The sequence below is a fragment of the Streptomyces sp. RKAG337 genome (assembly GCF_023701715.1).
Taxonomy (GTDB): domain Bacteria; phylum Actinomycetota; class Actinomycetes; order Streptomycetales; family Streptomycetaceae; genus Actinacidiphila.
Map to the genome: position 1 here is coordinate 1411398 of NZ_JAJOZA010000001.1, position 11737 is coordinate 1423134.

The following is an 11737-nucleotide window of genomic DNA, read 5'->3' on the forward strand; positions in this document are numbered from 1 at the left end:
GCCGCGTCCTGTAGGGAGGAGGCATGAAACCCATCGCACCGAGCGATTCCGCCCACCTTCCCTCCATCGCCGGCCTGCTGCTCGCGGCCGGCGGCGGGCGGCGCCTGGGCGGCCGCCCGAAGGCGCTGCTGGAGTACGCCGGCCGCCCGCTGGTCGAGCACGCGCTGCGCGGGCTGCGCGAGGCGGGCTGCGGGCCGGTGCACATCGTGCTCGGTGCGGCGGCCGACGAGGTCCGTGAGCGGGCCGAGCTGGCGGGCTGCGTCCTGGTCGACAACCCGGACTGGGCCGGCGGGATGGGCTCGTCGCTGCGCGCGGGCCTGCGGTCGCTGGCGGACACGGCGGAACAGCGGGCGGGCACCGGGGCGCAGGCGGTCGTCGTGGCATTGGTGGACCAGCCGGGGATCGGCGCGGGGGCGGTCGCCCGGGTGATCAACGCGTACCGGGGCCCGTCGAGCCTGGCGGCGGCCTCGTACGGGGGGCGGCGCGGCCATCCGGTGCTGTTCGGCGCGGACCGCTGGGCGGACATCGCGGAGCGGGCGACCGGCGATCAGGGCGCCCGCGACTACCTGAAACTGCACCAGGAGGCGATCACCCTCGTCGAGTGCGGTGACATCGCCGACCCCGCCGATATCGACACCCCTGATGACCTGCACCTTCTGAAACCCGTGAGCGAGCCCGCTGCACGGCGTGCCACAAAACGTTGATCTTCCGCAATGCGGATACTATGCTCCACCTCGCAGAAGCGCCCGTATTCCGGTACGGCCCGGCACCCCGTGCCATGGCCACGATCCGGCGGCCGCCCGGCACCCTTTGTCCCCTAGAGGAGTCAGCCATGTCCGCAGCAGTGCCGTCCTCGGCGGCCGTCGTCGCAGACGACGCACCCCCCGTCCCCCGCGCGGAGGAGGTGCTGACGCAGCAGGCCCTGACCTTCATCGCCGAGCTGCACCGCCGCTTCGCCCCGCGCCGAGCCGAGCTGCTCGCGCTTCGCAAGGAGCGCCGCACCGAGATCGCCCGTACCGGCACCCTGGACTTCCTCGCGGACACCGCACATGTCCGCGCGGGAGACTGGCAGGTGGCCCCGGCCCCGGCCGCGCTCAACGACCGCCGCGTCGAGATCACCGGTCCCACCGACCGCAAGATGACGATCAACGCGCTGAACTCCGGCGCGAAGGTCTGGCTCGCCGACTTCGAGGACGCCTCGGCTCCCACCTGGGAGAACGTCGTCGGCGGCCAGGTCAACCTGATCGACGCCTATGAGCGCCGGATCGACTTCTCCACCGAGCAGGGCAAGTCGTACGCGCTGAAGGACGAGGCGGAGCTGGCCACCGTCGTCATGCGCCCGCGCGGCTGGCACCTGGCGGAGCGGCACCTGACCGTCGACGGCGAGGCCGTCCCCGGCGCCTTCGTCGACTTCGGGCTGTACTTCTTCCACAACGCGACGCGGCTGATCGCCAAGGGCAAGGGTCCGTACTTCTACCTGCCCAAGACCGAGTCGCACCTCGAAGCGCGGCTGTGGAACGAGATCTTCGTCTTCTCGCAGGACTACGTGGGCATCCCGCAGGGCACCGTCCGCGCGACCGTCCTCATCGAGACGATCACCGCCGCGTTCGAGATGGAGGAGATCCTCTACGAGCTGCGCGACCACGCCGCGGGCCTGAACGCCGGCCGCTGGGACTACCTCTTCTCCATCGTGAAGAACTTCCGCGACGGCGGCGAGAAGTTCGTCCTGCCGGACCGCAACGCGGTGACCATGACCGCGCCCTTCATGCGCGCGTACACCGAGCTGCTGGTGCGCACCTGCCACAAGCGCGGCGCGCACGCGATCGGCGGCATGGCCGCGTTCATCCCCTCGCGCCGCGACGCCGAGGTCAACAAGGTCGCCTTCGAGAAGGTCAAGGCCGACAAGGACCGCGAGGCCGGCGACGGCTTCGACGGCTCCTGGGTCGCCCACCCGGACCTGGTGCCGATCGCCCGCGCCTCCTTCGACGCGGTCCTCGGCGACCGGCCGAACCAGAAGGAGCGGCTGCGCGAGGACGTCCACGTCACCGCCGACCAGCTGCTGGCCATCGACTCGCTGGACGCGAAGCCGACGTATGACGGCCTGGTGAGCGCGGTCCAGGTCGGCACCCGCTACATCGAGGCGTGGCTGCGCGGCCTGGGCGCCGTCGCCATCTTCAACCTGATGGAGGACGCCGCCACCGCGGAGATCTCCCGCTCGCAGATCTGGCAGTGGATCAACGCGGGCGTCGTGTTCGAGAACGGCGAGAAGGCCACCCACGACCTGGTCCAGCGCGTCGCCGCGCAGGAGCTGGCCGCGATCCGTGCCGAGGTCGGCGACGAGGCCTTCGCCGCGGGCAAGTGGACCGAGGCGCACGACCTGCTGCTGCGGACCGCGCTCGACGAGGAGTACGTCGACTTCCTCACCCTCCCGGCCTACGAACTGCTGGGCTGACGCCCGTCCCGCACCTGCTCGGATGCCCGAGCGGGCCCCGGTCCACAGGGCCGGGGCCCGCTTCGTTATCCGGGGGAGCTGTGCCATCGTGCCGGTATGTGACAACGTGGGAGTACCTGTTACGTCCCTTCTGCCCTTGCTGAGGCATGATGATCCGCTGCACCATCGCTGGAGTCTCCTTCTATCTGCAGGCAAGCGAGGTGGAGCAGAAGATGAGCGGGATCAAGCCCGAACCCATCACCGGCGAGTCTGTGAAGATCGGAAATCGCACCTACCCCGTCAAGCAGGTGGGGGCGATTATCACCCGGCAGGACCCGCGTGATTTCAGTGCCGCCCAGATGGTCCGCGCCCTGGAGAAGCTCGAGTTCAAGTGCTTCCCGAAGCCCGCTCCCGCTCCGCCCGCGGAGGTTCCGGACGTCCTGCCGCAATCCCCTCCGTACTGGACCTGACGTCACGGCGTGAGTTCTGCGGGACGTCCTTCCCCGGACATCCGGAGTTCTTGACGCGTGTGCCGCGGGCCGACTGAATAGCTCAAGTTGTTCAGCCAACTTGTGCAGCCCGGTCGGCCCGTGAGGCTGGCGTGCCCCCGGGCGGAGAGGAACCTCCCCCGTGCCACCCAGTACTCTCGCCCTCACTTCCCCCGCCGCCCCCTTCGAGGGCGACCGCCTCACCTTCCACTGGGCCACCGACACGCCGGACGCCAAGAACTGGGTCGGCGTCTACGACGGCGCCCGTCAGCCCGGCACCGGCTCCTCGATCGTGTGGAAGTACACACCCGATGCTTCCGGTGATGTCGTGCTCGACACCTCGACCCTGACCGGCGGCCCCTACACCGCGTATCTGCTGGCCAAGGACGGCTACGGCATCCTGGCGCAGACCCCCGCCTTCTCCTTCCGCCCCAAGCCGGCCGCCCCGCGCCCGCACGCCGTCGTCGACGGGCTCACCACCGGGCCGGTCACCGCGGGCGGCGCCGTCTCCGTCCAGCTCGCAGGACTGTGGACACGGCCGGCGGGCACCCCCGCCGGCAGCGCCGCCTTCAGCCGGACGGGCGGGGACTCCTGGCTGTCCGTCAGCGCCGCCGGTGTCGTCACCGGCACCGCGCCGGCCACCTCGCCCGCGCGGCCCGGCGTGCTGACCGTCGCCGTCAAGGACAGCGCGGGCGGCTCCGACACCCTCACCGTGCAGGTCCCGGTGCGCGCCGCCGCGGCCGCCCAGCGGCTGAAGGTGGCGTCCTGGAACCTGTGGGACGCGGGCACACACATCGACGGAGCGCTGGAGAAGCAGCTGCGCACCGTTCTCACCCAGGGCCTGGACGTCGTGGCCCTGCAGGAGACCGGCGGCACCGCCGCCAAGGCGCTCGCGGACGCGCTGGGCTGGTTCTCGTACCAGTCCCCCGGCAGCCTCGGCGTCGTCAGCCGCTACCCACTGGGCACCGTGACGGCTCCCACCACCGCCCTCCCGGCCGCCGGCATGTCCATACAACTCGCCGCGGGCCGCACCGTACGGCTGTGGGCCGCGCAGCTCGACGAGAACGGCTACGGCCCCTACGCGGCGCAGGACGGCAGGACCGCCGCGCAGATCGAAGCCGCGGAACAGACGAGCGTCCGTTTCCAGCAGGCGCAGGCGCTGGCCGCCGCGATGAAGGCCGATCTGGCCTCCGGAACCCCGGTGGTGCTGGCGGCGGGGCTCGCCTCGCCCTCGCACCTGGACTGGACGGCCGCCACCCGCGCGGCGCACAGCGGAGTGGGGCCGGTCAACTGGCCGGTCACCGTGGCCCTCAAGAAGGCCGGCCTCACCGACGCCTTCCGCTCCGCGCACCCCGATCCGCTGGCGTCGCCCGGCAACACATGGTCGCCGGTGCGCAAGGTGCGCGGCAGCGGCCAGGAGCCGCAGGACCGTATCGACCAGGTCCAGTTCGCCGGCCCGCTGACCCTCGTCGAGGCACACACCCTGGTCACCGGCTGGCCGCAGCCCGCACCCGGCACCGCCGCCAACGGCTGGCCGTCCGACTGCGCCGCCGCCGTCGCCACCTTCACCCTGGCCACCCCGACCCCGGGAGCACACCGATGACCCCGCTGAGCCGCCGCTCCTTCGTCGGAGCCACCGCCGCCGCGGGCGCTGCCGCCGCCACCGTCGGGCTGCCCGGCGCCACCGGGACGGCCGCCGCCGCGGCGCCCGTGACCGGTACCGCCGGAGCCGCGGCCACCGGCACTCCGGCCGATGTGAAACACGTGGTGATCCTCATGCAGGAGAACCGCAGCTTCGACCACTACTTCGGCGCGATGAAGGGAGTGCGCGGCTTCGACGACAAGCAGGGGCTGCTCTTCCCGGGCGGCGACTCCGTCTTCCGCCAGCCGGACCCGGGCCGCACCGACGGCAACGTGATGCTGCCCTTCCGGATGGACAGCACCAAGTACAACGCCCAGAACGCGGGCGGTCTCGCACACGACTGGAGCACCAGCCACCAGGCCATCAACGCCGGCGCCATGAACAAGTGGGTCGCCGCCAAGGGCGAGCGCTCAATGGGGTACTTCACCCGCCAGGACCTCCCCTACCAGTACGCGCTCGCCGACGCGTTCACCCTCTGCGACGCGTACTTCTGTTCCATGGCCGGGCCCACCGACCCCAACCGCCTCTACCTGTGGTCGGGTACGGCGGGCCCGGGCAAGGACGGCACCACCGGCCCGTGGATCGACAACACCCCGCTGCCAGAGAACCCGGTCGCGGACTGGACGACGTACGCCGAGCGGCTCTCCGCGCACGCGGTGAGCTGGCGCGTCTACCACAACCCGAGCCTCGACGAGCGGTACGGCGACTACGACGACAACGCGCTCGCCTACTTCTCGCAGTTCCACAAGTTCGCGGCGGACGACCCCCGTTACATCAACGCCATGACCAAGTGGGACCTGACCGCCTTCGACCAGCACTGCAAGGACGGCTCCCTGCCGACCGTCTCCTGGCTCGTCGCGCCCTACCTGTTCTGCGAACACCCGGACGCCAGCCCCGACTACGGCGCGCACTACGTCAACACGGCGCTGCAGTCGCTGATGTCGAATCCCGCGGTGTGGAAGAACACCGTCTTCCTCGTGATGTACGACGAGAACGACGGCTACTTCGACCACGTCGTCCCGCCGACCCCGGAGCCCGGCACGGCCGAGGAGTTCGCCCAGGGGCGCCCGATCGGCCTCGGCAACCGGGTGCCGCTGTGGGCGGCCTCGCCCTGGTCGCGCGGCGGTTACGTCAACTCGCAGGTCTTCGACCACACGTCCGTGCTGCGGTTCCTCGAGGTCGTCACCGGCGTCCAGGAGCCGAACATCTCCGCCTGGCGGCGCTCGGTCTGCGGCGATCTGACGAGCTGCTTCGACTTCGCCCACCCGGACTACTCGATACCGGCGCTGCCGGACACCGTCGCGCTGATGGCCAAGGCGGACGCCAACAAGTCGCTGCCCGCGGTGAGACTGCCGGCCACCGGCGCGCAGAGCATGCCGTCCCAGGAACCGGGCACCCGCCCGCACCGGCCGCTGCCCTACCGCCCCTGGGCGGACGCCACGGTCGACCGCGCCACCGGCAAGGTCGTCTGCACCCTGTCCAACACCGGCACCACGGGCTTCCACTACACGGTCTACCCCAACATCGAGCTGGCGTTCTCCGGTACCCCGTTCACCGTCGCGCCCGGTGCCACCGCCACGTACACCTGGGACGCGTCGCAGACCGACGGCCGCTACGACTTCACCGTGCACGGCGCCGACGGATTCGTCCGCCGCTTCGCGGGCACCGTCGTCCCGGCCGGCCAGGACGACGTGGCGGTCCCGGCCGTACGCGCCACGCTGCGCGGGACCTCCGTCGCACTGAAACTCTCCAACGCCGGCAAGGCGCCCGTCCTGTTCACCGTCGCCCCGAACGACTTCGGCGGCGCCGCCAGGACCGCCTGGGTGGACCCGGGCCACTGCGGTGAGATCCTCTGGCCCACCAGCGGCGGCCGCTACGACATCACCGCCACGGCAGGCACCGGCACCCGCTTCGCGCAGCGTTACGCGGGGACGGTGCACCCCGTCTGACCTCGGAAGCGACAGCCGGGGCGACATCAGGAGGGGACGACGGGGCGGCCGAAACCGAGTGGCGTTTCGGCCGCCTTCCGTCGCATGATGTCCGTCATGCTCATCCGAGATGTGACTCCTGACGACTGGCCCGCGATCTGGCCGTTCCTGCAGACCATCGTGGCCCGGGGTGACACCTTCACCTATCCCCGCGATCTGGACGAGGCCACCGCCCGCGACATGTGGCTGCTCCAGCCACCCTCGCGCACGGTGGTCGCCGTCAGCGAGGACGGGACGGTGCTCGGGACGGCGAAGATGAACCGCAACCACATGGGCGGCTCCGCCCACATCTCCAGCGCGAGCTTCATGGTCGCCCCCGAACACACCGGGCACGGCACCGGCCGGGCGCTGGCCGAGGAGGCGCTCCGCTGGGCGCGTGCCGCAGGGTACCGCGGGATGCAGTTCAACGCGGTCGTCGCGTCGAACGTCCGGGCCGTGGGGCTGTACGAGTCGCTCGGCTTCGAGGTGCTGGGCACCGTCCCGGAGGGCTTCCTGCATCCGGACGAGGGCTATGTCGGACTCCACATCATGTACCGGGGGTTGTGACCATGACGATCGACGAACGCGCCATCGCGTACCGCGACACCTACAACGAGCAGCTCCGGGCACGCGGAGTGGCGCGCGAGGCGGCGGAACGGTCCGGCCCCGTGGTCCGGCAGCTCCTGGCGGGGCACGGCGGGCTCATCACCTACCGCGACCTCGGCGGGCTGGAGGGCGGCGAGCTCGACACGTTCATCGCCGCGCAGCGCGACCACTTCGCGGCGCTGGGCGAGGAAGTGGAGTGGAAGTACCACGGCCACGACCTGCCCGCCGATCTCCCGGAGCGCCTGACGGCGGCCGGGTTCACCGCCGGGGAACGGGAGACGGTGCTGGTGGGCGAGGCCGCCCAGCTGGCCGCAGAGCCGGTGCCGCCGCAGGGCGTGACGCTGCGCGAGATCACCTCCCGCGCGGATCTGGAGCGGATGCGGGTCATGGAGGAAGCGGTCTGGGGCTACGACCACAGCTGGCTGCCGGACGTCCTGGAGCGGGAGTTGAACGGCGAGGGCGACCCGTGTGTCGTGGTGGTCGCCGAGGCGGCGGACGAGGTCGTCTCCGCCGCCTGGATGCGGCTGCACCCCGGTACGGAGTTCGCGTCGCTGTGGGGCGGCTCCACCCTCGCCGCCTGGCGCGGCCGGGGCATCTACCGCGCCCTCGTCGCCCACCGCGCCCGACTCGCCGTGGCCCGGGGTGTGCGCTACCTCCAGGTCGACGCGACCGACGACAGCCGCCCGATCCTGGCCCGGCTGGGCCTGCTGCCGGTCACCACCACGACGCCGTACGTCTGGAAGCCCGCCGCCGACCAGCGGGAGCGTCCCGCCGGCTGAATCCCGGACGGCCGAAACGTTCTTGAGCCGTCCCCGATCGCGCCCTGGCAACCTCACCGGACACACTGGCCGCGCCCCCGCCCGGCCCTGCCCCGGAGGAGGTCCCATGGCGGCTCCCACCACGACGGCCACTGCGGGAGAGGAGACCGCCGGGCCCCTCGGCGGCACTTTCCTGGGCCGTCCCCGCTGGTTCACCACGCTCTTCGGCCTGGACATGTGGGAGCGCTTCAGCTTCTACGGGATGGCCGCGATCCTCTTCCTCTACGCCTCGGCCACCAAGGCCGAAGGCGGCCTCGGCCTGTCCGAGGACACCGCCACCGCGCTGTTCGGCGTCTATCTGGCGTCGGTCTTCCTCGCCTCGGTCCCCGGCGGCTGGCTCGGCGACCGGATCCTCGGCGCGCGCCGGGCCACGCTCTACGGCGGCGTCCTCATCGCCCTCGGCCACTGCTCGATGGCGCTGCCGGCGGTGCCGTCCGTCTACGTCGGCCTGGCTCTCATCGCCGCCGGCACCGGGCTGCTCAAGCCGAACCTGGCGACGGTGCTGGCCGCCTGCTACGCCCGGGACTCGCGGGCCGAACGGGATGCCGGATTCGCGATCTTCTACATGAGCATCCAGGTCAGCGCGGTCGCCGCGCCCATCGTGTGCGGCGCCCTCGGTGAGTCCGTCGACTGGCACCTGGGCTTCGGCGCCGCCGCCGTCGGGATGATCCTCGGGCTGGCCCAGTTCCTGCGCGGCACCAAGTACTTCGGGGAGATCGGACAGCGACCGGAAAGGCCCGCGAGTGCGGAGGAGTGGCGCCGGGTGAAGCGGCGCACCGCCGCCGCCGTGACGGTGCTGACCGTGCTGTACGGCGCGGACGCCGCCGCCGGCACCTTCGATCTGCGCCATGTGCTGGCGCTGGGCGGGCTGTTGTCCATCGTCCTGCCGGTGGTCTGCTTCCGCCGGCTGCTGCGCGATCCGGTGGTGACCGCGGCCGAGCGGGAGCGGATCCGGTCCTACATCTGGCTGTTCCTGTCGGCCGCGTTCTTCTGGATGCTCTACATCCAGGGCGGCACCGTGCTCAGCCTGTTCGCGAAGGTCGGCACGGACCGGACGATCGGCGGCTTCACCGTGCCGGCCAGCTGGTTCCAGGCGGTGGTGCCGCTGTTCATCCTCGCCGCCGCACCGGTCTCCGCCTGGCTGTGGGTCCGGCTGGGCGACCGGCTCGGCGCGCCCGCCAAGTTCGGCATCGGGCTGGGGCTGATGGGCCTGAGCCTGCTGCTGATGGCGCTGGCGACGGTGGTCGGCTCCGACGGCCATCTGGTGTCGCCGCTGTGGCTGATCGCGGCGTACGCCCTCCAGGCGTGCGGCGAGGTGGCGCTCGCCCCGGTGGGCATGAGCGTCACCACCGAAGTGGCGCCCAGGACCTTCGTCAGCCAGATGATCGGCCTCTTCTGGCTCGCGGCGGCCCTCGGCGCGGGCGTCGGCGGGCACGCCGTGCAGCTGTCCAAGACCAGTACTCCGGGCGCCGGTTACTACCTGGCGCTGGGCATCCCGGCGCTGCTCGCCGGCGCCGCGCTCATCCTCGGCAGCCGCCGGCTGCGCGCCCGCCTGGGGGTGTGACGGCCGGCCGGGACCGGCTCACCCGCTGGTCCCCGCCGGAGCCGCCTTCGACGTGGTTGCCGCACTTTGGGGCTGCACCATCGCTCGATACATGTTGCTATGGAGAGGTAGGCACCCATCCGATCAGGCCTGGTCGTGCCCGGTGGTCAGGTCTTGATCCGGCCGCTCAGCCGGGAGGGATACGCACATGACGTCCGTTCCGGACCCGGACCCGGTCGCGGAACCCGCGCAGGAATCGGTGGTCATAGCCAGTTTCGACGACCGCCGCAGCGCGGAACGCATGCTGGCATCGCTCGGGCGGGAATTTCGTCGGAAGGCCCGCAAGGGCGGGACGACTGCTGTCGTGGTCACGAGTAACGCCGATGGGTCGCTGAAGCTGGCACAGTCCCGGGTGCTGACCGCCAGTGGTTTGGCGAGCGCGGTGATCGGGGTCTCCCTCGCGTGGACAGTCGGGCTCATGGGGCTGCGCTCGATGCTGCAAGGAGCGAAGGGCGAGGTGCACGCCGCTCACGTGCGTCAAGGGCACATCGCGTCAGCCGAGCAACGGGCCCAGGAGATCCTCGCGGAAGTCGGCCCGCGTGCCGCTGTCGCACTGGTTCGCTGCACGGATCCGGACACGCGGCAGATGGTCGTCGCAGCAGCAGCCGACCGCGCAAGGCGCAGCTGGGACGGCTCGCTCACAGATTTCCTCGCCGCCCTCGATCCCGGTAGCGCCCACGACTGGGTGCGCGCCGCTCTGGGTGAGTCTTCCGGCGCGGACCGATAGCCTGCCGCGTCGCACAGACCGGTCGAGCTGTTCGAGACCGCGTTCTTCGTGGTGCCGGCGGGTCGGGGAATGCCGGTGGTGGGTCACGGTGCGGTAGGCGGCCTGCCGTTCTCGCTGTTGGTCGGCGCGTGGGATTGCCGCCGCAAGCCCTCCTGCACCGCGCCCGCCAGCACCTTGGCCGCCAGGCCGATCAGCAGGAGATCGATCGTCATCTGTCCCGTGGTCAGCAGCCGGGCCAGTTGGCTGTGCGGGCTGATGTCTCCGAAACCGACCGTGCTGAACACGGTCATCGTGAAGTACAAGGTGTCGGTCCGCGACAGCGGCTGGTCAAAACTCTCCGGCGCGCTGCGCTGCAGCAAGTAGTAGGCGACGGCACACAGCAGCAGGAAGAGCGGGAGAGTGGTGGCCAGTGCCTGGACCGCCCGCAGCGTGGGCTGCGTGGAGCGCGTGATCGCGCGAGCCTGCCAGAGCAGGAGGAGTGCCACCGCAACCGTGCCGCCGATGAGCGCGATGATCGTGGCGGGGGTGAAGGCCGAGGCCAACGGCAGCAGGTAGTAGGCGGTGACCAGGACGCCGGCGGTGGCCAGACACCGCAGGACGGCCAGCAGCACACGGCGGCGGTCGCCCTTCCCTACCAAGGATTCCCCTCCCACGGCAGGGAACGATGCCGATGGCTGCCCTGCGGTACGTGCCTGACCACGGACTCGCTCTCCTGGTCGGCCGGCGTCTCGTCCGGCAGGACACGAGGCTTCCAGGCCGGATCGGCCCGGCCCGGCCGCCCCCGGGCGAAACGCCGGAGCTAGGCCCCGGAAGGCTCAATCGGCAGGTCCGTCGCCTTGGTCGGCACGGGCACCTGGTTGAACGCGTAGTACACCGCGACCAACCCGTGTACCGCCAGCGTCAGCGGGGCCGACACGAAGGCCAGACCGACCGTGATGGGGTACACGACCGAGCCGAGGGCGAACCGACCCCGGGTGGCACGGGCCGCCTCGACGTCCACCCGGTCGTCGAAGAGGTGACCCGTGCGGGTGAGGTGCCACCACATGGCCTGGAACACCAGGGCGTGGAAGACCAGGAAGAAGCCGTAGACGGCGAGGGCGACATGCGCCGCGTCGCCCTCCCGAAGGTATTCGGCCACCACCGCGGCGGGCCACGGCAGCGCAGCGACACCCATCAGCAATATCAGGTTGAGGAACAGCAGCGTGCGGTCCACCCGGGCTATGCACTGAAAGATCGTGTGATGGTTGACCCACATGATGCCGATGACCAGGAACGTCACCGCGTAGGCGGCGTACGACGGCCACATCTCGCCGAGTGCGGACCACAGGTGGTCCCCCGCGTGCGGCGGGACCTTGATCTCCAGGACCAGGAGCGTGATCGCGATGGCGAACACGCCGTCGCTGAACGCCTCGACCCGACCCGACTCGTTCATTGCCGTCCCCCTCCGAGTGCCGT

At 71.1% G+C, this 11737-nt stretch carries 11 protein-coding genes; 9 read left to right on the forward strand and 2 right to left on the reverse strand.

The features are described 5' to 3' along the window. Positions 1-23: 23 nt before the first annotated feature. The 9 genes from LNW73_RS06220 to LNW73_RS06260 all read left to right on the forward strand — a co-directional run bounded on the left by LNW73_RS06220 (position 24) and on the right by LNW73_RS06260 (position 10282). The gene (locus LNW73_RS06220) at positions 24-704 is read left to right on the forward strand and encodes a nucleotidyltransferase family protein (RefSeq protein ID WP_250989241.1); all 681 of its coding nucleotides are present in this window, start codon (positions 24-26) and stop codon (positions 702-704) included. Positions 705-832: 128 nt separating this feature from the next. Then, on the forward strand, positions 833-2452 hold the full coding sequence (gene aceB, locus LNW73_RS06225; RefSeq protein ID WP_250989242.1) for a malate synthase A: 1620 nt from the start codon (positions 833-835) through the stop codon (positions 2450-2452). 149 nt (positions 2453-2601) lie between these two features. Beyond that, positions 2602-2901, forward strand: coding sequence for an SCO5918 family protein (locus tag LNW73_RS06230; RefSeq protein WP_285392493.1), 300 nt, complete (start codon positions 2602-2604; stop codon positions 2899-2901). Between the two features lie 160 nt (positions 2902-3061). Beyond that, complete coding sequence (locus tag LNW73_RS06235) at positions 3062-4522, forward strand: hypothetical protein (protein ID WP_250989243.1); 1461 nt, start codon at positions 3062-3064, stop codon at positions 4520-4522. Further along, positions 4519-6510, forward strand: a complete 1992-nt coding sequence (locus LNW73_RS06240; protein ID WP_250989244.1) for a phosphocholine-specific phospholipase C — start codon at positions 4519-4521, stop codon at positions 6508-6510. Before LNW73_RS06235 ends, LNW73_RS06240 begins: the two co-directional genes overlap by 4 nt. A gap of 96 nt (positions 6511-6606) precedes the next feature. Beyond that, on the forward strand, positions 6607-7095 hold the full coding sequence (locus LNW73_RS06245) for a GNAT family N-acetyltransferase (protein WP_250989245.1): 489 nt from the start codon (positions 6607-6609) through the stop codon (positions 7093-7095). Positions 7096-7097: 2 nt separating this feature from the next. Then, entirely contained in the window at positions 7098-7913 is an 816-nt protein-coding gene (locus LNW73_RS06250) for a GNAT family N-acetyltransferase (protein ID WP_250989246.1), read from the forward strand. A gap of 106 nt (positions 7914-8019) precedes the next feature. Next, on the forward strand, positions 8020-9516 hold the full coding sequence (locus LNW73_RS06255) for a peptide MFS transporter (RefSeq protein WP_250989247.1): 1497 nt from the start codon (positions 8020-8022) through the stop codon (positions 9514-9516). A 187-nt stretch (positions 9517-9703) separates the two neighbouring features. Beyond that, the gene (locus LNW73_RS06260; protein WP_250989248.1) at positions 9704-10282 is read left to right on the forward strand and encodes a hypothetical protein; all 579 of its coding nucleotides are present in this window, start codon (positions 9704-9706) and stop codon (positions 10280-10282) included. A gap of 83 nt (positions 10283-10365) precedes the next feature. Here the strand turns inward: LNW73_RS06260 and LNW73_RS06265 are convergent, their stop codons facing one another. Then, on the reverse strand, positions 10366-10920 hold the full coding sequence (locus tag LNW73_RS06265) for a potassium channel family protein (protein WP_250989249.1): 555 nt from the start codon (positions 10918-10920) through the stop codon (positions 10366-10368). A 161-nt stretch (positions 10921-11081) separates the two neighbouring features. Then, positions 11082-11714 (reverse strand): TMEM175 family protein, encoded by a 633-nt coding sequence (locus LNW73_RS06270; protein WP_250989250.1) that lies wholly within the window; start codon positions 11712-11714, stop codon positions 11082-11084. Positions 11715-11737: the final 23 nt, after the last annotated feature.

Bases quoted from the DNA above. Each gene is read 5' to 3' on its own strand.
- LNW73_RS06255 (WP_250989247.1), top strand. From the start codon at position 8,020: ATGGCGGCTCCCACCACGACGGCCACTGCGGGAGAGGAGACCGCCGGG.
- LNW73_RS06245 (WP_250989245.1), top strand. From the start codon at position 6,607: ATGCTCATCCGAGATGTGACTCCTGACGACTGGCCCGCGATCTGGCCG.
- LNW73_RS06230 (WP_285392493.1), top strand. From the start codon at position 2,602: ATGATCCGCTGCACCATCGCTGGAGTCTCCTTCTATCTGCAGGCAAGC.
- LNW73_RS06220 (WP_250989241.1), top strand. From the start codon at position 24: ATGAAACCCATCGCACCGAGCGATTCCGCCCACCTTCCCTCCATCGCC.
- LNW73_RS06250 (WP_250989246.1), top strand. From the start codon at position 7,098: ATGACGATCGACGAACGCGCCATCGCGTACCGCGACACCTACAACGAG.
- LNW73_RS06270 (WP_250989250.1), bottom strand. From the start codon at position 11,714: ATGAACGAGTCGGGTCGGGTCGAGGCGTTCAGCGACGGCGTGTTCGCC.
- LNW73_RS06240 (WP_250989244.1), top strand. From the start codon at position 4,519: ATGACCCCGCTGAGCCGCCGCTCCTTCGTCGGAGCCACCGCCGCCGCG.
- aceB (WP_250989242.1), top strand. From the start codon at position 833: ATGTCCGCAGCAGTGCCGTCCTCGGCGGCCGTCGTCGCAGACGACGCA.
- LNW73_RS06260 (WP_250989248.1), top strand. From the start codon at position 9,704: ATGACGTCCGTTCCGGACCCGGACCCGGTCGCGGAACCCGCGCAGGAA.